This is a genomic window from Bradyrhizobium niftali, from assembly GCF_004571025.1.
Lineage (GTDB): Bacteria > Pseudomonadota > Alphaproteobacteria > Rhizobiales > Xanthobacteraceae > Bradyrhizobium > Bradyrhizobium niftali.
In genome coordinates this window covers 242,858-267,691 of the sequence record NZ_SPQT01000003.1, presented here as the reverse complement: position 1 = coordinate 267,691, position 24,834 = coordinate 242,858, and the positions used below count along the sequence as shown (strand labels likewise).

The following is a 24,834-nucleotide window of genomic DNA, read 5'->3' as shown; positions in this document are numbered from 1 at the left end:
ACCGACATGCGCAAGGTCCTCTTCATATTCGGTGTGCTCAATGACGCCGATATCGACTGGATGGCCCGTGCCGGCGTCCGCCGCGGAATCGGACGCCAGGAGGTCCTGATCCAGGAGGGCGTGCCGATCGATGCGATCGTGCTGCTGTTGCAGGGACGGATGGGCGTGAGCGTGTCCGGCGCCGGCGAGATCGCCCAGCTCGAGGCCGGCGACTTCATCGGCGAGATGTCGCTGGTGGATTCGGCGCCGCCCTCGGCCACGGTGGCGGCGAAGGTCGACTCCGTCGCCCTGTTTCTCGACAAGCAGGTCCTGCTGCGGAAGCTCGCGGGAGACTACGCCTTTGCCAGCCGGTTTTATCGCGCCCTGGCGATCCTGTTGTCGGATCGCCTGCGCGCAACCGAACGCCGGATGGCCTACGGCGAACAGGACCATGGACTGGGCGATGAAGCGGCACGCCTGAAGGACGAGCTCGATCCTGGCGTCCTCGATCAGGTGTCGATCGCGGGCGAGCGGTTCGATCGACTGCTCAAGCTTGTCGAGCATGTCGCGATGAAGGGGACGAAACCGTAGAGTTGCGGCCTCGGCTACGCGCAGAAGCCAAAAAGTCGGCAGTAAACTATTAGAGAGGTCGTGAACCGATTTGAGGTTTGCAAGCCTCATTCAGCGAAGCTACCTTGTGGGGGTTGCATTTGGAGACGGGGGCTACCTTGCCTCGGCAGGGATTGAAGGCCGTCCCAAAATTCTTTAATGGCGGACAGCATTCATGAACTCTTCGGCCGCATCGATCCGAAACGATTTTCAGGCGCCAGACGAGACGTCCGAGCGGACGATGCGGCTGTTTGAATTGGCCGGCCTGCAGCCTCCGGCGGCTGATGACATCACCCCGTTCAGCGATATCAAGCGTTTCGAGGAACGCTGGCATGGGGACCACAAGTTCAGGGCCGCCTATGCCCAGGACCCGGACCGTGTTGGCGTGACATTCGGTTTGCGAGTGGATCCCGAGGTCGTGCGCCCGATATGGGACCCGGAGCATCCCGGCCGCGATGAATCTGCTTGTCTACCAGTTTGGGTCCGGTACCGAGACTTCCAAAGGCGAGGGTCGAAACATCTCCTGGATGCAATTGCTGCGGGCAAGCCGGCCGATCCGCGCTTTGCCCGCTGGCGTCAGCGCCAGATTTATCGAGCGAACCTGGAGATCGGCGTGTCACTTACGCCCAACCCACACATTCCGGCCAGCTTCGAACTGTCGCGGGGTTGCTCTGTCGGATGCTGGTTCTGCTCGTTGTCGCCGCCGAAGCTCGACGATGTATTCCAATACACGCCTGAGCATGCCCGGCTTTGGCGCGAAATTCTTGAGGTGATCCGCGTAGTGAGCGGCCCGGCGGCCCGGCGGACCATCTGCTATAGCGGTACGGAGCCTTTCGACAACCCACATTACGAACGCTTCGTCGCCGATTTCGTCTCTGCCTTTAGCGACGTGCCGTTCACGAGCACGGCCATTCCAACGCGAGATGTCGAACGCACCAGGCGTCTGCTCGCGACCTCACCGGCCTATCGGGTGCGCTTTTCAGTCCTGAGCGTTGGCGCACTTGCGAAGATCCACGCCGCCTTCTCGCCCGAGGAGACACTTCCCGTTCTCTTCGGGCTGCGCAACGAGGGAGCTACCGACGCGCGATACGTGAATTTTGCGGGCCGGGCTCGTGACAACGTGGCCAAATATCGCAAGTATCAACCCGGTCCGCCCGTGATCAGTACGCCATCCTGCGAGTCTGGCTTCAAGTTCAACTTGGCGGAACGCACCATTAGGCTGGTCAGCCCGTGCGCGCCCGATGATCGCTGGCCCATGGGGTACCGTGTTTACGATGAGACTCGCTTCGAGACGGGCCGCGATGTGGCGCGGACCGTGGAAGATATGATGTCTCGTCACATGACGAGGACGGCAAGGGACTTGCCCGTTCTGCGCTTTCCAGGCCATCTGAGGTACCAACCGATCAACACGGGATTTGCTCTGATCGGACGGCGCTTGCGGCAACGTTTCGAAGACACATTCGACATGCCGTCAATGGCACGGTTAGGAGAACTGATTGCTGCGGGGAAGCACAGCGCAAGCGCCATTGTGACCCTGTTCGATCGAGAGTGCGGCGTCACGCAAGAGGCCGTTACGGCCACTCTGGAAGAGCTATTCCATCTCGGCGTGCTGGACGAGGACCTGCAAGAACCAGATCGAGCTTTGTCAAATTGAACCGGAAGCCATGGAGAAAATCATGAAAATCGACCAATGGACCAAATTTCTAATGACCGTTGCCGGCGATGCATCCGCGGAAGCCATCATTCGCGGTGGCGACACCGGGGAGATCATCGGCCTCGCGAAAACGAAGGGATTCGAATTCACGGAGATGGATCTCGAGGACGTCCGCGGTGGCGATGTGTCCGGAGGTCTCACCGACGAGACTCTTGAGGAGATTACCGGTGCGGTGTTGGTAAATGGCGGGAGACTGATGGTGCGATAGAGGCCGAGGGGCTTGCCGCAGCAACGAGCAGTAGTCTCATAGCGATTTGGGCGATGAAGCGGCACGCCTGGAGGACGAGCTGATCCTGGTGTCCTCGATCAAGTGTCGATCGCGGGCGAGCGATTCGACCGATTGCTCAAATTTGTGGCACAGGCCGCGATCAAGGGCGGAAAATCCTGAGGTCGAAGACATTCCCTTTCGACCCCTACCGACGACGAAATACGACATCTGCCGTATTTCTCGCAGACCAACCCGGCGATACGTTTGAGACCATGGCTCAGTCCCTTGGATTGCCGAGCCTCACAACAGATGATCGACGAAACCAATTTCAATAGCCCTCGACATAGTCCGGAAAACAGCCAAGCGCAGGGTTCGAATGTCGAATGCCCTGGCCGTGCCCTGACTGGAGATTTGAGATGACCGACACGCATGATGCGAATTCAAAGGACAAGGCTATCGAGGATACCGCTCAGAGCGCGGTGTCCCAGATGTCTTCGACATCTGACAAGGATGCACTCGGCGACAGTTCGTTGGACGATGTGTCGGGTGGCGCTTGGTCGTTCAGTAACGCTGCGGCTGCTAGCTATAGTAGCAATGGCCAGACCGGCTGACCGAGAAAGCGCCCGAGCCAACGACGGCTTCGACGTCCGACGAAACAAAGGCCGAGGCAGCGAAACCATTTTCCCTGCCTCGTGAAATGATCAGAGAATGAGCTCAGCGTAAGATTGCAGCCTCGGATTGACCCGATCAGCATTAATGAAGGTGGAGATTGCATATGACCAACGGGCAGGACACCAATACGAAGGCGCAGGCCGAACCCGGCCAGAGTCCCAAGGACGTCGCGCAGAACACCAACGTCTCGTCAACGCCAGAGAAGGATGCGCTCGGCGACAGTTCGCTGGACGATGTGTCGGGCGGCAGTTGGCCCTACTTAACGAGCAGCTATTCATCCGGCGGGATGCAGGGCGGCTGACCGTTTTAGACGGCAACTAGCCCCACAATAGTTTGCGCGCGGCATCTACTCCCCGGGCCCGAGGCAATACTAACCTTGGCATTGATTACCCTGGAGATCGAAATGACCCACAAGCAGGATACGACTTCGAAACCTGAGGCCGAAGCTCCCAAGCACGCTGCTCAGGACAAGATCTCGACGAGGTCTGAGAAGGATGCGCTCGGCGATAGCTCGCTGGACGATGTGTCAGGCGGCGGTTGGCCGTACCTGTTGAACGGGTCGAGCGCGTCGTTCATGTGACGTTTGGGCCGACCGCAAGGCGCCCCCGGCGACCTCAACGCACGACCTCTCCTTGCTCCAAGCAGTGCCGGCGATGAACCTGCCGGGTCGCCGCGCTTTCCTGGACTGTTCGCTGGTCGTGGCGATTGGTTACGTCGATTTGCGCCGCGGCGGGCCGGCCCCGACTTCTCAAACCATTTCGATCAGCGGGAGGTAGCCTCGCTCGGCCGCCGGTGCCGGAGGGCTTCATCAGTCCAATGACGTGGGGGCTTGAAAGCAACGTGATCGAGCGATTTGGCGGTGCAGGCATCTCGAAGGAAATCGTCAAGGACACATACACGTTCAGTTTTCCAGGCAAGCCGTCGGACCTGGTCGCTTTGTTCATAAGATATTATGGACCTACCATGAATGCCGTCGAAGCCGCAGAAAAGAATGGTCGAGCCGCGGATCTTCAGAAAGAGCTGGAGGGTCTATTTGACAGCCAGAATAAAAGTTCTACCAAGGACACAACGTCCATTCCTGCGACCTTCTTGCGCGTGACCGTCGCGGTAAATTGACGCGTATTCGCAAGGTGCGATCTTGATCGGCGGTGATCACAAAAGCCCGTCTCGATTTCCAGGGGGCGCTATAAACATCGAGCCAACAGCCCGGGCGAAAATGCCGGCTGTTTCCGGGCTTTTCTGGAGCACTCAACGGACGCTCCGCCGTTGATTGGGCGGAGTTGCGAAGCGACGCGGAGGGGATGTCGATGGCCGATGGGCATCACGGTTGTTGCCGGGATTCGCCTACGTGCTTTCATACCATCCGCTGGCTAAACGCATGGTCTCACGGCCCCAAACTTTCCTCGATGGCGTCAAAGCACGCGAGGGGCGTCAAAGCTCCTGGAAAGGTTGACGATCGGCGGAGGCAGGGACATCTGTGCATGTGATGGATACCGCTGATGGGCTTCTATGGCGAGACAATCCTGCCGAAACTTTGCGATCTTGCGATGCGCAACAAGGACCTCGTACCGTACCGCGAGCGGGTAATTGGCGCCGCTGAGGGGCGCGTGGTCGAGATCGGCGTCGGTTCAGGCAGGAACTTGCCTTTCTATCGGTCGCCCGTAAAACAGGTATCGGCGCTCGAGCCCGCTTCGAACCTCATTGCCATGGCACGCCGTGCTCAACATCCGAACACGCCGGTGGATTTCATCACGGGATCAGCAGGCCATTCCGCTCGACAACCATTGCGTCGATACTGTCGTGACCACCTGGACGTTATGCAGCATTCCACAAGCCGCCACGGCGCTGGCCGAGATGCGCCGGGTGCTTCGGCCTGGAGGCAAGCTCTTGTTCGCCGAGCATGGCCTGGCGCCCGACAAGAATGTGCGTTGCTGCGGCCACAACCTTGGCTGCCATATCGTGCGCATCGGCGATCTTCTTGTCGTTTGGATGGCCGCATTTCTTGCCGAGGGGGCGCGTCCGCGAATGCGGACCGAGCTCTACAAGCTGCGCTTGCCGAGTCTGCGCCTCGTCCCATCCGGGTCACGATCCCAATCGCGCAAGAGCTGCCGCGCTCCTCGCCGGGGGGCACTCGCTGGAGGGGCTCGCCCTCGGCGACCGCTATCACTGCCCATCCAGACGGGTGCCCTTTTGAACCGGTCTCCTCGCTACACTCGTCCCGCGTGCCGCCTCCGGCGTCGCTATGCTCGCGCGGCCCGGGTGCCATTTCATGGGGGCGATGCTGTCGCACGCCAGTGGGGAGCGCGTGCCCTATTCATTCCTGTTCCGCCCGCGTCGATTCGTCCTCAGCGGCCTGTGCCGGCGGCGGCTCCGTAAGGCCTAAGCCTGGCTTAGCGGCGGCTTCTTCCGTCTGGTCCGCATTGCCATCACGATCGTCGTCCTGAGGCGCTTTGTCCGAAGTAGGCTCTTCGATCCTGCCGTTGGGACGCGGATCAGCATCCGGACCATCGGTGTCGGTCTCTTTGGCCAGCGCGCTCGGTGCAGCGGGCCGGTCCGGCACGGCCGGCTCGTCCTGGGCGTCCGGCCGGGGCGGCGACGATTCGACGAGGTCCGGGGCCGGCTTAGCGCTGGCATCGTCGATCTGGTCCGGATTGTGGTCGCGATCGTCGCGCTGCGGTGCTTTGCTGGGCTCTTCGATCCTGGCGTCGGGACGCGGCTCGGCATCCGGACCACCGGTATCGCTTTCCTTGGCCTGCACGGTCGGTGCTGCGGGCTGGTCCGTCGTCGATTGCTCAACCTTGGATGTGGCTGGGGCTGGCAGGGTTTCCGCGATGCGCCCGGCGGCCTCCGCCGGATCTTCTATGCCCTGGTGCGGCTGATTGGCAATGTCCACCGCGTTCGCGGGTAGGGCTTCGGTTGCCTCGGCGGAGCGCCCGGCATCGTCTGCGAGCACGGTGATGTTCTGCTCGACATAGACATCGACCTTCTGCGTCAGGCTATTGTCGATATTCACGACCGTCGTCGTCGGCAGATCGAAGCGTTGTTCGTAATAATCGTCCGCGAGGGCACCGTAGTAGCCGTCGTAATAACCGCTCCAGTAGCCCCGGTAGAAAGCGGCCACCTCGGTTTCGACTCGCAGCGCCTCGTAATATTCCGGGTAATAGACATGGGAAACGATGGTGTAGCCGGCGATCGTGCCGTTGATAATGGCCAGCGTCAGCATCGTGCTCTGGTAGGTGTCGATGGTGATCGGCTCGCGACGTAGACGCTCGACCTGCACGTAGACGTAGTCAACATCGCGGACGAAGGTCTTGTTGTGCTCCGCGTTGGAACGCAGCCGCTGCATGTCCGACTCCAAACTCGCGACACGCTCCCGCAACTCCGTCAGCTGCGCTGGCGTGACGGCGCTGGTCCGCGTTTTCGCTGGCTTCGCCAGCGCGTAATGGGCGGAAAACGCGGCCCAACCGGAGATGAGCGCGCGCACGCCCTCGGCGACGGTACGGTCGCCGACCGCTGCCATGCGATAGGTTCCCTGGAGCCGCCCGACGGCTTCGGACATCCGGCGAACCGCCAGCGAAACCTGCTGCGGCTGGCGGTCGGCCATCGCGGTCTTCAGCCGGCCGAGCTCCGTCGCCGTCTCCTTCGCGCTTTCGAGCATTAAAGCGTCTGCGCGCGTTTTCTTGGCCGCAGGGACCTGCTCGTAGGCGACAACGACGGTGGCCAGAGCGCGGTGCATGTCGGTTAGCAATGTTTGGGCATCGCCGGCTCGGGGCGATGCCGCCAGGGCCGACGTCGCGACGCCGATCGACTCCAAGACCGGCGAGGTGGAGGCGGCGAAAAGGCTAACAGCGAGAACTTTGGACAGCTTGGCGTAGGTGCGCAATGGCATCTCCCGTTTGATGCGATCGTTGTGTGCGTCAAGCCGCGCACGGTGGCGAGGAAAGGATTGGCGAAGGTCGCCGCACATGGCGGGTGAAGATCTGACAAACGGCTTCCGCAGGATTGTGCTCGGATTGAACAGAGAACATGTGCTAATTCGCCGCGACTGTTTGATGAGTGATAGCTTCCGTCAGAGCTGCAAGTTGGGTTCAAGGCCGGCTTTTGGAGGTTGGCCTCGGGAGAGTGAGGTTATTCGCGATCGTCCCACCCACTGTGAATTGATCCACTCTGAAATACATGGAAGCTATTTGACGCTGAGAGTGGCGACGCTGAGCAAGTTGAATGCCCTCAACATTACGCGAACGTTACGTATGCCGCTGCTCCCATCAGAGGTGTCAGCTCTCCCTCTCTCTCTCTCTCTCTCTCTCTCTGCATCGATCCAGCCGCGACGCCGGCTGAATGGTCGCCGGCTCGCGGTGCTCCTAGAAACTCGTTGTAAGGGCAGTCAGAACCCATTCAAAAGCTAAGTTCCGAGGGCGTCTCGCATCGGGACGACAAACAACCCGAGCGTTCCGTTCGATCATTCCGGAAAAAGGCAGGCGACTGATCGCGGCGTAATACGATGGCAATCTAGCAGTCCGAGAAGCCGTCGCATCCGTTACGCTTGGTGGGAGGTGTGATGACAAGGCTGATGCGGATTCCGCAGGCTGGAGTCAGCTCCATTGTCAATCTGATAGGGCGGCTATGCTCTCAAGTTCGGCCGGGTCCGCAAAGGCTGCAAGTCCCGTGGTTCGCTGGCCACAATGAAATACTTCCGTTGATATTCGTGGTGGCGCTGCAAGTTTGCGTCTGGTGGATCGTCGCGCTGTTATTCCATGCTCCATCGGATATCCACAACGACATGGCCGAAGCCTTCTCGTGGGGACGCGAGCTTCAGTGGGGTTACTACAAACACCCGCCGTTCTGGGCATGGATAGCTCGCTGCTGGTTTTCGATATTTCCAGCGACGGACTGGGCGTTTTACTTGTTGTCCGTGATCAATTCCGCCGTCGGCCTTGTCGGCGTCTGGGCAATTGCGGGTCGATATGTCACAGGTGCGCGTCGTCTTGCGGCGGTCGTGCTGCTTGAGCTGGTCCCGTTCTATCATCTCCTTGCATTCACCTATAACGCCAACTCTATCGAATTGTCGGTATGGCCGTGGACGATCTATGCGTTCATCGTGTCGTTTGAAACCCGCCGTCTCGTCCCGGCCGCGAGTTTTGGGGCTCTTGCCGCCGCGGCGATGCTTTCCAAGTACTTCGGAGGCGTGTTGTTGGTCAGTTGTCTGGTCGCTGCAATCACAAGCCCCCTCGCACGTGCCTACTTCCGGAGTGCTGCGCCCTACGTGACCATTCTCGTCTTTGGCGCATGCCTCGCTCCGCATTTGGCTTGGCTGTTGGAAGTATCGAGTGGGCCAATCGATTATCTGTCGACGAAAACAGACTATTCGTTCCTGTTCGTGGCCGGAAAGGCCGCAACAGTTGTGGCAGGCATCATTTTGCAGCACGGCTTTCTTGTCGTCGTGCTAGTCGCGCTTCGGCCCAAATTGGGCGAGCCAGCATGGGGCTTGGCATCGGCGAGTCCTCGGGCACTGATCGGTCGGCCAAAAATTCGGCTCCTTGTAGCGCTGGCTGTTGCGCCGGTCTTGGTTACGGTACTTGTGTCGCTGATGGGCAATGTTCGCCTCTCCACCAAATTTGCTCTGCCGTTGTTCTCCCTAATGCCGCTGGTCTGGATCATTTTTAGTCGGGCAAAATGCGGGCTTCGGTCGATGTGCGCTGTGGGCCTTTGCATTGGTCTGGTGATGGGCGGTGCCCTGCTGGTTGCTCTTCCGGCCGCTGACTTGAAGTTCAAGCACAATCATCGACACTTTGCCGAGCCGCGTGCCATCGTCGCGCGTCAGCTGACAGAGCTATGGCATGCGCAAATGGCGGCTCCGCTCCGGATCGTGGCAGGCACCGAGAGCTACGCATTGGCGACGACCTTCTACAGCGCTGACCATCCGAGCCACTTTATCGACTTCTCGACCACACGGGCGCCATGGATCGACGACGCTCGACTGAGCCAAGACGGGTTGGCAATCATCTGTGTTTCTGACGACAAAACGTGCCTCGGTGAGACAGGCCGGTTTCAGTCGCTGAAGACGACGCGCCTTACGCTGAGCAACGTGTCCAAGACCTTTCTCGGAAATCGCGGAAAGGCGTTCTCGTTTGTCGTGTTACTGGTCCATCCAGGCCAGACTGTTCATGCTCCCGCAATCGATTGTTGCTCGGCGAGGAGAGAGCGCAATGGATCGGGCGCGGGCAATTCTTCAGCGAAGGACATAACGGGAAGCTGAAGTTGTGGTACTTGCACCGGGTCTTGTGGTCGGAAGCACGATCTGGCGAAACCGGGTCGTGCAGACGGGCAGGACAGTCCGGCATGTGTTGAACCAGCGCGTTCCCTCATAGAATTGCTCTAAATATAACAAGGTCAGCTCCTGCAGGAGCCGCTCTCTAGTGTCGTGTCCTCCAAACGAAGACGATCGCGACCAGAACAATCAGAAAGGCGATCACCATCCAGTTCTGCAGGGTGATGTTGTGAAAGGAAATCGCCCTCACCAGCCACGTGCCCATCCGAAACTCACCGCTGAAGCAATTTGCAGGGGAAGGCGGGGTCGCTTGCTTACAGTTGCCTTACGGAGAGAGAAAGCTTCACGCTCCCGAGCGCAGTCTTGAGCGACGCCATCACAGCAGCTTTTGACCGGCGTGGGGGCTTTCCAACTTCATGCATGTCTTCATCGTGCAGGTCGATCAGATCGCCAAACGTGCGAACGTTCCGCGCCGCGCGTGGCTTGGACGATCCGTTTCGGTCGATATTGCGCTCCATCTCGAGCGCCCATTCTTCGCCGTCCTTGCGCCGTCGGAATGTCTCGGCCACATAGCGGGTCTTGCGGCGGACCTGGACGCGCCAGTTTCCGGATGCCATTTGTGTGAAGGTCGCCACGCGTGTGCACTCCGACTTTCGTGTGCACTATGTGTGCACTGAGAGGTCAAAACGCGTACAAACGTGTGCAATTTCGTCTAGTTTGGAGTGCACACGTTCATGTTTCATCCTGTTGAAGCATAAGGTAAATCATTGAAATCGCAATACTATCGCTTTTCTGTGGCGCCGATGATGGACTGGACCGACCGGCATTGCCGGGTGTTCCACCGTCATCTTACGCGGCGGGCGCTGCTCTATACGGAGATGCTGACCACTGGCGCCGTCATCCATGGCGACCGGGAGCGGCTGCTCGGGTTCGATGCGTCGGAGCACCCGGTGGCGCTTCAGCTTGGCGGCTCGGATCCGCGCGAGCTCGCGCAGGCGGCGCGGATCGGCGAGGCGTTCGGCTATGACGAGATCAATCTCAATGTTGGTTGCCCGTCCGATCGCGTGAAGGATGGCCGCTTTGGCGCCTGTCTTATGGCGGAGCCGGAGCTGGTGGCGAGGTGTGTCGACGCGATGAAGCGGGCGGTCGGTGTTCCCGTCACGGTGAAATGCCGCATCGGGATCGACGACCAGGACCCTGAAGTGGCGCTCGATACGCTTGCGCGCGCGGTGGTCGCGGCGGGGTGCGATGCGCTGATCGTGCATGCCCGGAAAGCCTGGCTCAACGGCCTGTCACCGAAGGAGAACCGCGACATCCCGCCGCTCGACTACGAGCGCGTCTATCGGCTCAAGCGTGCGATGCCTGATGTGCCCGTCATCATCAATGGCGGCATCCCAGGCATCGACGAGGCGGCAGCACATCTCGAACACGTCGATGGCGTGATGCTCGGCCGCGCCGCCTATCAGGATCCCTGGCGGCTGCTCTCCGTCGATTCCGATATCTTCGGCGAAGCGGCGCCGCATGCGACGATGCAGGACGCGCTCGAAGCGATGATGCCTTATATCGAGGCGCAGCTCGCGCGCGGCACGCGCCTGCACGCCATCACACGGCATTTCGTCGGCGCATTCCACGCCGTGCCCGGCGCGCGCGCCTTCCGCCGCCATCTTGCCGAGCAGGGGGTAAAGCCGGGCGCCGGTCTCGACGTGCTGCGCGATGCGATCGCGCGCGTCGGTGTGCGTGCGCCGGTTGAGGCGGCCGCCTAACTGCCGCCAGGTGAAGAGCCGGATCGCAACATCCGGCTCTTCGTCGATCGATCGGTCTCAGCGGATCAGGTCGAAGTGATAATTCACGCCGACGCGGAAGGAGTGGAATTTCGCGGCGTTCCACTCCGGCAGGTCGTCGTGCTTGAACTCGGTGTAGAGATATTCGGCCTTGGCCGACCATTTCGGCAGGAACGCCCATTCGACCCCGCCGCCTGCCGTCCAGCCCATCTTCATCTTGTTGATCGGCCCGTCCTTCAATTCGCCGGCGGCAAGACCGGCGGTTCCGAAGAACAGCAGGCGTGAATCCATCGTCGCGATACCAGCGCGGGCGCGGCCGGTCATGTACCAGGGCAGGCTGACCGCGGCGCTGTTGAGCGCGTCGTGGTTCTTGATGTCTCCACCTTCGAAGTCGTTCTCGATGCCGACCACGAACATCGGGGAGAGCTGATAGTTGTAGCCGATCTGCACGCCGCCGACGGCGCCCTTGACCTTGCCGCCACTCGCGCCGACGAGATTGTTGAAGGCATCGTCGCCGCTCTCAGCATAGCCGGCGTTGAAGCCCGCATAAAGGCCCGTCCACGAATACACCGGCTGCGGTGCCGTATAGGCGGAGGCGGGCGCTGCATAGCGCGGCGACAGGTCGGCAGCGCAGGCGCTGCCTGCGGCGAACGCTGCGGCAAAGGGCAGGGCGCGCATCGTGCGGCGTAAGGCGGCTCTTGCAGTCATAATTTACAGTCTCCCACTTGGCCGCGTCCCTTCGGGAGCAGCGCCTCTCCAACCCTGATCCGGGAATATGTTATAAACCGACTAGGCGGTTTGTAAACAACGCAAATGCCACACGGGGGCGATTTCGCGGCGCACCGACTGAAGTCGTGGTCTGGATGGGGCGCAGCCCGCGCAACCGAGCCTGTCGGCAGAGGCGGGCGGCGGCTCGCGGCGGTCTAGTCGACCGCCATCCGCGCGCGGCGGGGGCTGCTCTGGAGCTCCGGATAGCCGGTGAGCATCAGCTTGTCGGCGCGCACGCCCCAGCTCTCCAGGCGGTCGAGGAAGCTCATGCCGAGCAGATTGGTCTTCATCTGTCCGCGCTGCACGACGAGGGCCGGCACCGATTTCTCGACGAGGTGGCCGACGGCAAGGCGGTCGAGCGTCAGCCGGGCCGCCTTGGTGTGGCCGCCCGCAGTCTCCAGGTCGACGTCGTATTCGAGCATCTCGAGCGGCAGCCCGATGGCTTTCGCGGTTTCCCAGGTCAGCACCACGGAGGTCGCACCGGTGTCGATCACCATCGGTGCGGCGACGCCGTTGATCTTCGCGCGCAGCGCGAATTCACCGCCCTGGCCGCGGTGGATCTGCACGGCGGGGGCCGGCGCGGCGGTCTGGGCGCGGAAGATGTGCGAAACCTTGTGGCTCGCGCGCGCGATCTGATCGGGATCGCCATAGGCGACGACGGCACCTGCGGTGCCGGCGAGCATGACGAGAACGAGCAGGAAGCGGATCATCGCGCACCTCCATATGCGCGCGGGCCGGTCAGGCGCGTTTCTGCGATCCCGCGATCGGCGCAAGTCCGGCCTCCGCCATGCGCGCCGGCAGCAGCGCCATGACCGAGAGCCGTTCCGCGCTTTCCATGGCGTGCCAGCGCGCGATCTCCGGCAAGGTGCGGCCGCAGCCGAAGCACAGCTTGGTCTTGGGATCGATCATGCAGACGGCGACGCACGGCGTTTCTTTGCTCATTCGGGTATAGTGAGGGATCGTCGGGCATTTCTGCAAGCATATCGTTAAGAGCCCGTGCCTGCGCTCATGATTGGCTTGTGGCGCGGCCGGCGCTTCTCGTCAGGCACGAGGGAGCCCTCCGGCTGGAGCGGTGGAGAATCATCCGACAGCGGCGCCAGCGCGCTCATCACGCGCTCCGGCGGGAAGGTGACGATCACCTCGGTGCCAATGCGCAGCTTCGATTTCAGCGTGAACGTGCCGCCATGCAGGTCGATCAGGTTCTTGGCGATGGGCAGGCCAAGGCCCGCGCCCTGTTCGGCCGATTTGATCGAGTTGGAGCCCTGGCCGAAGGAAGCGAGCACGACCGGAATCTCGTCCTCGGGGATGCCGGAGCCGGTATCCTTCACCGAGAGATATTGTCCGCCCGAAGCGGTCCAGCCGGCCTTCAGCCAGATCTCGCCGCCTTGCGGCGTGAACTTGATCGAGTTGGAAAGCAGGTTGAGCACGACCTGGCGGATCGCGCGCTCGTCGGCCCAGAGCCGCGGCATGGCCTGCTCGAACACCTCGTGGATGGTGATGCCGCGGCTCGATGCGCGCAGCTTCATCAAATGGTGACAGTCGGCGACGATGCCGATCAGCGACACGGCTTCCTCGTTCAGCTCGTAGCGGCCCGCCTCGATCCGCGACAGATCGAGAATCTCGTTGATGAGGTTGAGCAGGTGCACGCCGGAATTGTGGATGTCGGCCGAGTACTCCTTGTAGACCGGCACCGCATGCGCGCCAAAAATCTCGCTCTTCATCACCTCGGAGAAGCCGAGGATGGCGTTCAGCGGCGTGCGCAGCTCGTGGCTCATCTGCGCGAGGAAGCGCGACTTGGCGACATTGGCGGATTCGGCGCGGTGGCGCGCTTCGTCCGAGATCGCCTTGGCCTGTTCGAGCTCGCCGATCAGCGCGTCCTTCTCGGCGCGCGCCTCGAGCGTGGCGAAGGTCGAGGAATGCAGCCGATGCGCCAGCAGCACGAAATAGCCTTCGGCGCCGAGCGCGAGCGCGGCCAGGATGTAATTGTCCAGCGAGCCGGTCACCGCAAAGCTCAGCGCCATGGCGACTGCGACCGGTGCGGTGGCGGCAAGTGCGGCGATCGGCAGATTGGCGGCGAGCATGCTCGATACTGCGATCACCAGCAGCATCAGGAACATCATCAGTGTTTCCGTGACCATGTCGAGCACGGGATGGATCAGGATCGCCATCCAGCACAGGCCATAGAGCAGGTCGAGCACGACGAAGCGCGTCCGCCAGGCGCGCGTCGCGGCGGGCGAGGCGGGCTCGGTCAGGAAGCGCCGGCAGCTGCGGATCATCGCGCCGTGGATGCAGAGCATGCCGGCGGTCCACGCCGCGGCAGGGATCGGCTGCATCCACAGTCCGAACAGCACGCCGGTCGCAACCACCAGCAGCATCACGACATAGGAGGCCGACAGCCGCGTCTGGGCATATTGGCGCAGCATCTCGGCGTCGAAGGCCGGCCGGGTTCCGCTGGTCGACGTTAACTTATCGCGCGCCTCGCGCACCCGCTGCGCCGCAGCCCTTCGGCTGCTCGCCGATGGAGCGCTTACCGGCTCGGCCGGAAGCTGCACAACCTCAGGCTTTTCAGCGGGGTTACTCATCAAGCAACACGATTCCTGCCCACGCCGGACGCGGGCCTTCTGCATTGTCTATCTCTGGCAAGAAATCCTTAAGAGCTGACTTAAGGAGCTAAAGAATTACGTTAACCGGACGTTAATCTGGATCCGGCCTGAACGGCTCAATGCAGCGCCGCGTGCTGCGCGATGTATACCACCGCACCGGCCAGATAGCCGGCGAGCGCGGGGCCGGCGATGCGGCGGGCGTACCAGAGGAACTCGATGCGCTCGAGCCCCATCGCGGCAACCCCCGCGGCCGAGCCGATGATCAGGATCGAGCCGCCGGTGCCGGCGCAATAGGCGATGAACTCCCAGATGAAGCTGTCCGGCGGATAATGCGCGAGGTCGTACATGCCCATGGTCGCGGCGACTAGCGGCACGTTGTCGATGATGGCGCTGAGCAGGCCGAGCGCGACGACGATGACGTCCTGTCGGCCGAGCGTGGCATCGAGCCATTTGGCCAGCATCGAGAGCAGGCCGGCGTGATCGAGGCAGGCGACCGCGAGCAGGATACCGACGAAGAACACGATCGAGCTCATGTCGATCCGTGCCAGCGCGTGCACCAGCGTGAGGGGCTGGCGCACATGCTCGTCCTTGTGGCGGTGCACGATCTCGCCGACCAGCCAGAGCACGCCGAGCCCGAACAGGATGCCCATGAACGGCGCCAGATGCGTAACCGCCTTGAACGCGGGCACCGCGATCAGGGTGCCGAGCCCGAGATAGAACATCAGGTTGCGCTCGAACCGGTCGACGACCAGCAGCCCGGTGTCCTTCGACGGCGGCGCGATGGTCTTGCCCTTGAGCGAGAAGCTGATGAAGACGAGCGGCACGAGCAGATTGAGGAGCGAGGGCAGGAACACCGCGCTCATGATCTTCAGCGGCGAGATCTGGCCGCCGATCCACAGCATGGTCGTGGTGACGTCGCCGATCACGGTCCACGCGCCGCCCGCATTGGCGGCGATGACGATGAGGGAGGCGAACAGCAGGCGGTCGTCGCGACGGGCGATCAGCTTCTGGATCAGCGAGATCATGACGATGGTGGTCGTCAGATTGTCCAGGATCGCGCTCAGGAAGAACGTCACGAAGCCGATCAGCCAGATCAGCGCCACCTGGCTCGTGGTGCGGATCAGCGAGGTGATGACCTCGAAACCGTCATGGGCGTCGATCACCTCGACGATGGTCATGGCGCCGATCAGGAAGAAGACGATCTGCGCGGTGGAGCCGACGGACTCGTCGAGCTGGCGGCCGACCAGGGCGTGGTCGCCGGTCGCAACCGAGTAGATGGTCCACAGCAGCCCCGCGCCGAGCAGCGCGGAGGCGCTTTTGTTGACGCGAAGCGGGTGCTCGAGCGCGATCGCCGCATAGGCGAGGACGAAGATGGCGGCGATCGCGATCAGCAAGGTCGTTTCAGATCGTCAGGTGTCAGCGGTTGAGGCGCGCGAGCAGGCTGGAGGTATCCCAGCGTTTGCCGCCCATCTTCTCGACTTCCGCGTAGAACTGGTCGACCAGCGCGGTCACCGGCAAATTGGCGCCGTTGCGGCGGGCTTCGGCCAGCGAGATCGATAGGTCCTTGCGCATCCATTCGACCGCGAAGCCGAAATCGTACTTGCCCTCGTTCATGGTCTTGTAGCGGTTCTCCATCTGCCACGACTGCGCCGCCCCCTTGGAGATGGTCTCGATCACTGCGGCGACGTCGAGGCCACTCTTCTTGGCGAAGTGAATACCCTCGGAGAGGCCCTGCACGAGGCCGGCGATGCAGATCTGGTTGACCATCTTGGTCAGCTGGCCGGAGCCGGCGGGCCCGAGCAGTTTGCACATCCGCGCATAGGCGCCTGTGATCACCGGCTCAGCGCCGGCATAGGCGTCCTCGGCGCCGCCGCACATGACCGTCAGCACGCCGTTCTCGGCGCCGGCCTGGCCGCCGGAGACCGGCGCGTCGACGAACTTGAAGCCGGCCTTGGTGGCGGCCGCGTCGAGCTCGCGCGCGACTTCGGCGGAGGCGGTGGTGTGGTCGACGAAGGTCGCGCCCTTCTTCATGCCGGCGAAGGCACCGTCGGGGCCGATCGTGACCGCGCGCAGGTCATTGTCGTTGCCGACGCAGCACATCACGAAATCCTGGCCCTCGGCGGCGGCCTTCGGGGTTGCCGCGGTCTTGCCGCCGAACTTGTCTGCCCATTCCTTCGCCTTGGCCGCGGTGCGGTTGTAGACGGTGACCTCGTGGCCCCCTTTTTTCACGAGGTGTCCGGCCATGGGGAAGCCCATGACGCCGAGACCGAGGAAAGCGACTTTAGCCATGTGTGGTACCTTGTCGGTAGTTTGGGTTTTACGGTTCTTGCCGGGCGAGGGACGCCAAATCGGCGCCCTGGAACTTCCGCCGCGAGGGCGGATCGGAGGCGCACCATAAACCGTTAGGCCGGGAGGGCAACGGCTTCGTTTGGCGGCCCCCTGTGCTAGGATGGCGGGACTTAAGGACTTTAAAAAAAGGGAGCGAAAGCATGGGCGGCGTGAGCGTTGGCGTCCTCGATCATTTCAACATCCGGACCCGGAATCTGGCCGAGACGGTCCGCTTCTACGAGGACGTGCTGGGCCTGGAAAACGGCGCCCGGCCGAATTTCGCCTTCCCGGGGGCCTGGATGTACAGCGAGGGCAGGGCGGTGGTGCACCTCGTCGATATTTCTCCGACCTCGGAGCCACAAAAGCCGGATTCCGGCGTTGTTCACCACGTCGCCTTCGTCAGCCGCGGTTTTGAGGGCATGAAGCAGCGACTGACGTCCAAAGGGATGAAATTCGACTCCCGCCAGGTGCCCGGCGGCGACCTCTGGCAGATCTTCGTGCACGACCCCAACGGGGTGATGATCGAGCTGAACTACGAGGCGGCCATGGAGCAGGGGGCGGCGCCCGCCGAGATGGCTGACGATATCGGCAGGCAGTAGCCTTTTGGGCGTTTCCGCTCTAATGGGGCACATCTTGGACTCATGGAGATGCGCTTTGAGCGTGACGCAGCAACAGGTTCTCGACAGCCTCGCCCGGATCAAATCGCCGCGCGGGGTCGCGCTCGCCAATGCCAATGTGCTGAGCGCGATCAGCGCCTCTGACGGCAAGGTGTTCTTCTCGATCAATGTCGACGCCGCGGAGGCGCGGGCCTGGGAGTCTGTCCGGGCCGAGGCCGAGGCCGCCGTGCGCGCCATTCCCGGCGTCACCACCGTGATGGTGGCGCTGACCGCCGAGCGCAAGCCGGGCTCTGCACCACCTCCGCCGCCCACGCCAAGCCGCGGCACGCCCGGCGTGCAGCCGGTCCATGCCCACAAGCCGCCGCAGGGCGGCCAATCGCCGATGGCGCGGCAATCCGAGATTCCGGGCGTCGCTGCGGTGATCGCGGTCGCCTCCGGCAAGGGCGGCGTCGGCAAGTCGACCACCGCGCTCAATCTGGCGCTGGGCCTGCGCGACCTCGGCCTCAAGGTCGGGCTTCTGGATGCGGACATCTACGGCCCATCGGTGCCGCGGCTGACGGGCCTGCACGACAAGCCGGAGCTCAACGCCGAGCGCAAGATGATTCCGCTCCGGCGCTTCGGCCTCGCGATCATGTCGATCGGCTTCCTGGTGGAGGAAGAGACCGCGATGATCTGGCGCGGTCCGATGGTGATGTCGGCGGTGACGCAGATGCTGCGCGACGTCGCATGGGGCGAGCTCGACGTGCTCGTCGTCGACATGCCGCCCGGCACCGGCGATGCCCAGCTGACGCTGGCGCAGAACGTGCCGCTGAAGGGCGCCGTGATCGTCTCGACCCCGCAGGACCTGTCGCTGATCGACGCGCGGCGGGGGCTTGCGATGTTCCGGAAGGTCAACGTGCCCGTGCTCGGCATCGTCGAGAACATGAGCTACTTCCAGTGCCCGCATTGCGGCACGAAATCCGACATCTTCGGCCATGGCGGGGCGCGTCACGAGGCCGAGAAGCTCGGAGTCCCGTTCCTGGGCGAGATCCCCCTGCACATGGCGATTCGCGCCACTTCGGACGCCGGCAATCCCGTCGTCGACAGCGAGCCGGACGGCCCCCATGCGGCGATCTACCGCGCCATTGCGGGCCAGGTCCGGGACCAGCTCAAGGGCGTCATCGCGGCGGCCTGAGCGAGACGCGGCCAATCCATTGGGGACATGCGACTTTCGTAGAGCCCCGTCATGCCAATGTCGCGTTCCGCAGGCGGGGCTTCCGTGTTAAACGCCCACGGCAGTAAGCCCCCTTCGGTTCGACGCGGGCCAAGCGCGTCGCCGGAATGAGCGGCGGCAAAGAGGAAGTTCGGGGAAACGCCCCAGCAAGGAGAGACCTGAAGATGAAGCGTCGTGATTTCCTGAAAGTGTCGGCAGCAGGCGCGGCGGCGACCGCCGCGGTGGCCTCGCCGGCGATCGCGCAATCCTCGCCCGAGATCAAGTGGCGCCTGACCTCGAGCTTCCCGAAGTCGCTCGATACGATCTATGGCGGTGCCGAGCAGGTGGCGAAGTACGTCGCCGAAATGACCGACAACAAATTCCAGATCCAGGTGTTCGCCGCCGGCGAAGTCGTGCCCGGCCTCCAGGCGCTCGATGCGACCTCGAACGGCACGGTCGAAATGTGCCACACCGTGTCGTACTACTATGTCGGCAAGGATCCGACCTTCGCGATCTTTGCCTCGGTGCCCTTCGGGCTCAACGCGCGCCAGCAGAATTCGTGGCTGTACCAGGGCGGCGGCAACGAGCTCGCCAACGACTTCTTCAAGAAGTCGAACGTGATCGGCTTCCCCTGCGGCAACACCGGCACCCAGATGGGCGGCTGGTTCCGCAAGGAGATCAAGACCGTTGCGGATCTCTCGGGCCTGAAGATGCGTATCGGCGGCATCGCCGGCCAGGTGCTCCAGAGGGTCGGCGTGGTGCCGCAGCAGCTCGCCGGCGGCGATATCTATCCGGCGCTGGAAAAGGGCACCATCGACGCCGCCGAATGGGTCGGCCCCTACGATGACGAGAAGCTCGGCTTCGCCAAGGTCGCCAAGTACTACTATTATCCCGGTTTCTGGGAAGGCGGTCCGACCGTCCACGCCTTCACCAACCTCGACAAGTGGAATTCGCTGCCGAAGAGCTACCAGGCGATCCTCACCAACGCGACGGCCAATGCCAACAGCTGGATGGCCGCACGCTACGATATGTTGAACCCGACCGCCCTGAAGCGTCTGGTGGCCGGCGGCACGCAGCTGCGTCCCTTCACCAACGAGGTGCTGGAAGCCTGCCTCAAGGCGACCAATGAGCTGTGGGGCGAGATCTCGGCCAAGAACGCCGACTTCAAGAAGTCGATCGACGCCATGCAGGCCTACCGCTCCGACGAATATCTGTGGTGGCAGGTCGCCGAGTACACCTACGACAGCTTCATGATCCGCTCGCGCACCCGCGGCTGATCTTTCGAGCAAGTCGCAAGACGACAGAGCCCGGCCTCCTTCGCGAGGCCGGGTTTTTTCTTTGCTGCGGGCGCATCCGAAGGTGCCGAAACAAAAAATGTCGAAAACAACCCCATGCACAGTAGAAATGGGGTGAGGGCACGTTGCCCGGCGGGTGCTGCTAACAATTTGACATGCCGGCGCATTTCAGCGGGAGGCGGCAATCGTCGCGCAGCCGGGGCCCAAACGGCGATTTGCCCGGCGGCGACCGGAGCGACATCGTCATTTGGCGCGCATCTGCTTCGACACCGTCATTGCGAGCCAACGGGTCCGCGCCAGGGGCGGCCCGATGACGGGCTCCGCGAAGCAATCCAGAGTCCCTCCGCGGAAAGATCCCGGATTGCTTCGCTTCCGCCTTCGCTTTTTGAGCTTCGGCGGACAAGCCGCTCGCAATGACGGGCGGATGGAGTTTGGGCTCAGCCTGGCAGCGAACCGGTTTTGACTCGTCGGGCAAAACAGTGGCAGAAAGCAATCATCGCATAATCCGAAATTGGCGCACGGCGCCGCGGCAAAACGTTGACTGGATGGAGAAGGTTAGCGACGAGACAATATCGCAGGGGATAGGCGCGCAGAGAGCCGCTATATCGGGCTTGCGTTCTGCCAGGGATAAGGAAGCTGCGCATGGCGATCGTCTTCATCACAGGCAGCACGGACGGTCTCGGCCGGGCGGCGGCGCAAGCGCTGCTCGATCAGGGACACCGCGTGGTGCTGCACGCGCGATCTGCCGATCGCGCCGCGGCGGTTGCGGACTTCGCCTCGGATGCTGTGGCGATCGTGGTCGGCGACCTCAGGAGCGCCGTCGAGACGAAGGGCATCGCCGACCAGGTCAACGCGATCGGAAGCATGGACGCGATCATCCACAATGCCGGCGTCTACACCGAGCGGAGCCGCGGCGCGACAGCGGAGGGGCACGCCGGCACGCTGGCGATCAACACGCTGGCGCCGTACATGCTGACGGCCCTGATCGCGCGGCCGAAGCGGCTGGTCTATCTCAGCAGTGGCCTGCACCGCGGCGGCGAGGGCTCATTGCGCGACCTCGACTGGACCAGGCGAAGCTGGGATGCGGCGAAGGCCTATGCCGAAAGCAAGCTGCACGCGGTCGCGCTGGCTTACGCACTGGGACGGCGCTGGCCGCACGTGCTGAGCAATGCGGTCGATCCCGGTTGGGTGCGCACCAAAATGGGCGGTGCGGGTGCCCCCGTGGATCTCGACACCGGACAGCGTACGCAGTCCTGGCTTGCCGTCAGCGAAGAGCCGGCCGCGCTGGTAAGCGGCCGCTACTGGCATCACCTCCGTCAGGAGCAGCCGGCCGGTGAGGCGAGCGACCCGACATTCCAGGACGCGCTCATCGCCGGACTGGGGGAGCTGACAGGCGTGAAGCTTCCAGCGGCGTAGCCTGCGGCCTGCACGATGCTCGCGAGCTCCGGCGCATGCTCAAAGCAGTCGGGCGGGATCAACAAAACGGGAGATGTGAAACCGCTCACAATCGTGCCGGAGAATTGGCTCTAGAAAAGCCCAGGAGCCGGCAAGCTTCCGCTCCGCGCCGATCGCCGCGAAGCGGTGTGCGAGCCGCGGCTGGGGCGCGCAAGCCGCGAGCGGCAGGTCTGAACTCCGGTTCCGCGTCGTTTTGACGATCATTCGATTTGATTCCAATCGGGCGTGCACCATGGATGGTGCGCGTCCCGGGCGGAAAAGCGGGGTGACCGGCGAGATGCAGGCACCCGTAGATGCGGAGAACAGCACGGACACGGCGGGGTGCGGCTTGCGCCGATCCCCGGGCGGGCCGCGCGTGCAGATGTGCGGCATTACAACCGCAACTCGCCCATTGCGCGCTTTTCTGTCCGGTATAGACTTTGAGTAGGCGTGAGATTTTTGCGCTGGCATGTGCGCGGCTGAGGGTTGCGTCGTGGCGAAAGTCGTTTTCAATCTGACCATTGAAGATAGTGGCGATAGTCATTGCCGTATCGTCGCGGAATATAATTCAACGTGCCGTGAGATCGAGGTTGAGAAGCTCAAGCCGAGTTTTCGTCAGAATCTGAGGCCGTTGCAGGAAGCAATTCTCCAGTGCGCTGCCGCGCGCAGCGCCGACGTGGCGATGCGCGCGCGAAACGAGAATGCGGCTGCGGCAGGCGGTGGTGATGAGGCAAAACCCGCTCTCCGTGACGCTGCCGGAAGTCTGACCTCGGGATCGGACGAACGGATCGTGCAGGAAGTCGGATCGCAACTCTTCGAGTTCATCTTTCAGCGCAAGATCCTCGAGCTCTATCAGGAATGTTCCCATGCGGCGCGAAAGGACGATCAGCCGTTCCTGATCCGTCTGCGGGTCACCGATCCCACGCTCGCCTACGTGCCTTGGGAGACGATGTACGACAAGAAGAACCGCTTCTACGTGACGACGTCCCAAAGCACGCCATTCATGCGCGCCGTCGACGACTATGTCGAGGAGCGCCGGGCGTGCGCAGCAAGGCCGATACGGATGCTGGGCATGGCTGCGCGGGTCAAGGTCCTGAACGGATTCCCGCTGGACGAGATCGAGGTCGATGCCGAGCAGGTCGCGATCAAGAAGGCGCTGAGCGAGTTGAACGACGGCAAGCGGATGAAGCTGTCCTGGATCCCCTCGGCAAAGGCGCGGGATCTCAACCGCCGCTTCCTGAGGGGAGATGAGGGCAAGCGGTGGGACTTGTTTCACTTCATCGGGCATGGCGGCCACGATCCCGAGCGGCAGATGGGCTTCATCGTGGTCCAGGAGGAGGGCGGGTCGAAGGGCATCAGGCTTTATGCCGACTCGCTGAAGGCGTTCCTGACCCAGCCCGGTCAAACGCCGAGTCTCGTCGTCCTGAACTCCTGCAGCGGCGCGCAGGGCGAACCGGGCTCCCTGTTTTCGAGCACCGCCGCCGAGCTCATTCAGGGAGGCGTGCCCGCCGTGATCGCCATGCAGTTCGAGATCAGCGACAATATGGGTCTCGCGTTCGCCGATACTTTCTACACCTACCTGGCGGAAAACGTATCGATCCAGTCCGCGCTGGCGCATACCCGGGCCGAATTGAAGGCGCGGCAGTTCGCCGAATGGATTTCGCCGGTTCTTTATATGCGCGGCCTCGACGGGGAAATTTTCGTGGACCGGGCCGGATCGGAGTGAGTTTTCATCCATGCATGGCCTTGACCACTCGATCGTAGCTCTCTGCCTCGGTGCGATCGCGATCTGCATCGTCAGCGCGATCGACTTTCACGCGCCCTTCCAAACCGCGGACATTCGCTATGCCGTGATGCGCGATCGCTATTATTTCGCGGTCGTTGGCTACGTCATGATTGCGGTGGTGTTCTATTTCTTCGTCGCGATCCTGATGTCCCACGGAGTCGAACTTCTCGTTGCGATACCGGCGACGATCGCCTTCATGGTGCTGGCGCCCCACCTGCCGCTGCTCGGTTGGGTGATCGATTTTCTGCGGCGCATGATGCAGACGCTGGCCCGCTACCCACAGGCCGTGGAGACCGTCATCGTCGCCATCGCGCGGTCGCCCATCAGCGTGACGGAGCGGGCAGCGCCCGAGCTGCAGCGCGAGCTCGCAGGGTATGGCGTTCCCGCCGGGCTGATCGAGAAGGCGCTCAATGACGACAACCAGGTGCTCGCCGTCGGCGCGGCAAGCATGATCAAGCAGGTCGCGTCCCTCCATACCAGTTTTGTCGAACTGCGCGAGAACAAGCGGTTCGCGAGATTTTTCCGCGCCAGGAAGGCCGCCTTCGACGAGATGGAAAAGCAATATCGACGAATGCTGCGACGGTCGGCCCGTGCACTCCTGCTGACGGAGGACATCACGGTGTCGGATGTGGACGCGGTGGAGCTGGTGCTCGAGATTTCCGATTTCATCGTGGAGGAATGCGAGGACCTGCGCGTCGCGTACCAGCGTCGATTGGCCGAGGCGACGTTGTCGGTGGTCGACAGGCGCGACTCCCGGACGGAGCTGATTTCCAGCTTCGGATATCAGACCGTTCTCCCCCAGCCGCTGCCATTTGCGCCCCTGGTGATCATCTTCGTGCTCGACTTCTTGGTCTCCGTCTTGCCGCTGTTCTTCATGAACCTGACGAAGAACTATGAAGTCGGCTCGCTGACCGGAGGGCTCTCCTCCGCCGCACATGCGGTGGCCCTCACGATCTCCATCTTCTTTGCGATCTATCCGAAGGCCTCGACAAATTTCGCGCGTCCCTCGCTGTACGCCTTGCCGTGGCGCTCTTACGTGGTCTTCGGCGCATTGTCCTATCTGGCCGGCAACGCCGTCCTCTGGATAACTTACAGCACGATCCCGATCGCGCCCGGCTGGCTGGCGAGCAGTCATCCGCTTGCGGCGAGCTCGCTGCTGTCCCTGGTCTTCCTGACCAATACGCTGGTCCTGAGCATTCTTCTCGACGTGCGGCTGAGGGCCGATGCGCTGGACTATCACGAGGCAAGGCTGAGGGACGGCGCGACCCATGCGGTGGTCATGGCGTGTGCCATGCTCTGCCTTCTCATCGGCTTCACATTGGTGAGCAGGCATTTCGGTCTGAACATGCCGTACATCTCCTGGCTGGTATACGGGGGCATCGTCGCTCTGTTCGGTCTGCTCGGCTTCGTCATGGGTTATCTCGTGCCGTCGACCGCGGAAGCCTACATCGAGGCCAACAAGCTGATCCGGAAGTCGTCGGCGCTTAACGGCAATCGGCTCGAATGGGCGGCGCCGGTGTCTCAGCCGAGCACGCAGGTCAGGACTTGATTTCACGCCGGGCTCGCAAGCCCGAGCGGCG

23 protein-coding genes and 1 pseudogene are annotated in these 24,834 nt (G+C 62.6%); 16 read left to right on the top strand and 8 right to left on the bottom strand.

The window, feature by feature from the left end; all coding sequences use genetic code 11:
* Window positions 1–6: 6 nt before the first annotated feature.
* The 8 genes and pseudogenes from E4K65_RS10015 to E4K65_RS48575 all read left to right on the top strand — a co-directional run.
* Window positions 7–570, top strand: coding sequence for a cyclic nucleotide-binding domain-containing protein (locus tag E4K65_RS10015; RefSeq protein WP_135174005.1), 564 nt, complete (start codon window positions 7–9; stop codon window positions 568–570).
* Window positions 571–763: 193 nt separating this feature from the next.
* The gene (locus E4K65_RS10010) at window positions 764–2,242 is read left to right on the top strand and encodes a radical SAM family RiPP maturation amino acid epimerase (RefSeq protein ID WP_135174004.1); all 1,479 of its coding nucleotides are present in this window, start codon (window positions 764–766) and stop codon (window positions 2,240–2,242) included.
* A 22-nt stretch (window positions 2,243–2,264) separates the two neighbouring features.
* A complete protein-coding gene (locus tag E4K65_RS10005; RefSeq protein ID WP_135174003.1) occupies window positions 2,265–2,510 on the top strand; it encodes a hypothetical protein in 246 nt (81 codons plus the stop codon).
* Window positions 2,511–2,926: 416 nt separating this feature from the next.
* The gene (locus E4K65_RS10000; protein WP_135174002.1) at window positions 2,927–3,121 is read left to right on the top strand and encodes a hypothetical protein; all 195 of its coding nucleotides are present in this window, start codon (window positions 2,927–2,929) and stop codon (window positions 3,119–3,121) included.
* A gap of 164 nt (window positions 3,122–3,285) precedes the next feature.
* Window positions 3,286–3,483, top strand: coding sequence for a hypothetical protein (locus tag E4K65_RS09995; protein ID WP_135174001.1), 198 nt, complete (start codon window positions 3,286–3,288; stop codon window positions 3,481–3,483).
* Window positions 3,484–3,585: 102 nt separating this feature from the next.
* Complete coding sequence (locus E4K65_RS47105; protein WP_167770693.1) at window positions 3,586–3,762, top strand: hypothetical protein; 177 nt, start codon at window positions 3,586–3,588, stop codon at window positions 3,760–3,762.
* A 236-nt stretch (window positions 3,763–3,998) separates the two neighbouring features.
* A complete protein-coding gene (locus E4K65_RS09990) occupies window positions 3,999–4,298 on the top strand; it encodes a hypothetical protein (RefSeq protein ID WP_167770692.1) in 300 nt (99 codons plus the stop codon).
* A 383-nt stretch (window positions 4,299–4,681) separates the two neighbouring features.
* Window positions 4,682–5,147, top strand: a pseudogene (locus E4K65_RS48575) (class I SAM-dependent methyltransferase); the annotation flags it as partial.
* Window positions 5,148–5,496: 349 nt separating this feature from the next.
* On the opposite strand, the gene E4K65_RS09980 reads toward E4K65_RS48575, so the two are convergent.
* Window positions 5,497–7,065 (bottom strand): hypothetical protein, encoded by a 1,569-nt coding sequence (locus E4K65_RS09980; protein ID WP_135173999.1) that lies wholly within the window; start codon window positions 7,063–7,065, stop codon window positions 5,497–5,499.
* A gap of 675 nt (window positions 7,066–7,740) precedes the next feature.
* On the opposite strand from E4K65_RS09980, the gene E4K65_RS09975 reads away from it, so the two are divergent.
* Window positions 7,741–9,438: a glycosyltransferase family 39 protein gene (locus E4K65_RS09975; protein ID WP_135173998.1), complete on the top strand. Its 1,698-nt coding sequence runs from the start codon at window positions 7,741–7,743 to the stop codon at window positions 9,436–9,438.
* Between the two features lie 326 nt (window positions 9,439–9,764).
* On the opposite strand, the gene E4K65_RS09970 is transcribed toward E4K65_RS09975, so the two are convergent.
* Window positions 9,765–10,085 carry a hypothetical protein gene (locus tag E4K65_RS09970; RefSeq protein WP_235885550.1) on the bottom strand — a complete coding sequence of 107 codons (321 nt, stop codon included), beginning with the start codon at window positions 10,083–10,085 and terminating at the stop codon, window positions 9,765–9,767.
* A 132-nt stretch (window positions 10,086–10,217) separates the two neighbouring features.
* Here E4K65_RS09970 and dusA point away from each other — a divergent pair, with 132 nt between their 5' ends.
* A complete protein-coding gene (gene dusA / locus E4K65_RS09965; RefSeq protein WP_135173997.1) occupies window positions 10,218–11,213 on the top strand; it encodes a tRNA dihydrouridine(20/20a) synthase DusA in 996 nt (331 codons plus the stop codon).
* Between the two features lie 57 nt (window positions 11,214–11,270).
* On the opposite strand, the gene E4K65_RS09960 is transcribed toward dusA, so the two are convergent.
* From E4K65_RS09960 to E4K65_RS09935, 6 genes are all read right to left on the bottom strand, one after another.
* Window positions 11,271–11,939 carry an outer membrane protein gene (locus E4K65_RS09960; protein WP_167770691.1) on the bottom strand — a complete coding sequence of 223 codons (669 nt, stop codon included), beginning with the start codon at window positions 11,937–11,939 and terminating at the stop codon, window positions 11,271–11,273.
* Between the two features lie 215 nt (window positions 11,940–12,154).
* Window positions 12,155–12,709: a TIGR02281 family clan AA aspartic protease gene (locus tag E4K65_RS09955; RefSeq protein WP_025576432.1), complete on the bottom strand. Its 555-nt coding sequence runs from the start codon at window positions 12,707–12,709 to the stop codon at window positions 12,155–12,157.
* Between the two features lie 28 nt (window positions 12,710–12,737).
* Window positions 12,738–12,941: a DUF1289 domain-containing protein gene (locus tag E4K65_RS09950; protein ID WP_027544558.1), complete on the bottom strand. Its 204-nt coding sequence runs from the start codon at window positions 12,939–12,941 to the stop codon at window positions 12,738–12,740.
* A 44-nt stretch (window positions 12,942–12,985) separates the two neighbouring features.
* Window positions 12,986–14,581: a sensor histidine kinase gene (locus E4K65_RS09945; RefSeq protein ID WP_167770690.1), complete on the bottom strand. Its 1,596-nt coding sequence runs from the start codon at window positions 14,579–14,581 to the stop codon at window positions 12,986–12,988.
* Between the two features lie 137 nt (window positions 14,582–14,718).
* Window positions 14,719–15,996 (bottom strand): sodium:proton antiporter NhaD, encoded by a 1,278-nt coding sequence (gene nhaD / locus E4K65_RS09940; protein WP_135173994.1) that lies wholly within the window; start codon window positions 15,994–15,996, stop codon window positions 14,719–14,721.
* A gap of 22 nt (window positions 15,997–16,018) precedes the next feature.
* A complete protein-coding gene (locus E4K65_RS09935; protein ID WP_135173993.1) occupies window positions 16,019–16,891 on the bottom strand; it encodes an NAD(P)-dependent oxidoreductase in 873 nt (290 codons plus the stop codon).
* Window positions 16,892–17,091: 200 nt separating this feature from the next.
* Between E4K65_RS09935 and E4K65_RS09930 the strand changes: the two genes are divergently transcribed.
* The 6 genes from E4K65_RS09930 (at window position 17,092) to E4K65_RS09905 (ending at window position 24,803) form a co-directional block, all read left to right on the top strand.
* Window positions 17,092–17,529, top strand: a complete 438-nt coding sequence (locus tag E4K65_RS09930; RefSeq protein ID WP_025576425.1) for a VOC family protein — start codon at window positions 17,092–17,094, stop codon at window positions 17,527–17,529.
* A 55-nt stretch (window positions 17,530–17,584) separates the two neighbouring features.
* Window positions 17,585–18,721 (top strand): Mrp/NBP35 family ATP-binding protein, encoded by a 1,137-nt coding sequence (locus E4K65_RS09925; RefSeq protein WP_027544553.1) that lies wholly within the window; start codon window positions 17,585–17,587, stop codon window positions 18,719–18,721.
* A gap of 203 nt (window positions 18,722–18,924) precedes the next feature.
* Window positions 18,925–20,016 (top strand): TRAP transporter substrate-binding protein, encoded by a 1,092-nt coding sequence (locus E4K65_RS09920; protein ID WP_135173992.1) that lies wholly within the window; start codon window positions 18,925–18,927, stop codon window positions 20,014–20,016.
* Between the two features lie 660 nt (window positions 20,017–20,676).
* A complete protein-coding gene (locus E4K65_RS09915) occupies window positions 20,677–21,450 on the top strand; it encodes an SDR family NAD(P)-dependent oxidoreductase (RefSeq protein ID WP_135173991.1) in 774 nt (257 codons plus the stop codon).
* Between the two features lie 511 nt (window positions 21,451–21,961).
* Complete coding sequence (locus E4K65_RS09910) at window positions 21,962–23,194, top strand: CHAT domain-containing protein (RefSeq protein ID WP_167770689.1); 1,233 nt, start codon at window positions 21,962–21,964, stop codon at window positions 23,192–23,194.
* 10 nt (window positions 23,195–23,204) lie between these two features.
* Window positions 23,205–24,803, top strand: coding sequence for a hypothetical protein (locus E4K65_RS09905; protein ID WP_135173990.1), 1,599 nt, complete (start codon window positions 23,205–23,207; stop codon window positions 24,801–24,803).
* Window positions 24,804–24,834 lie beyond the last annotated feature (31 nt).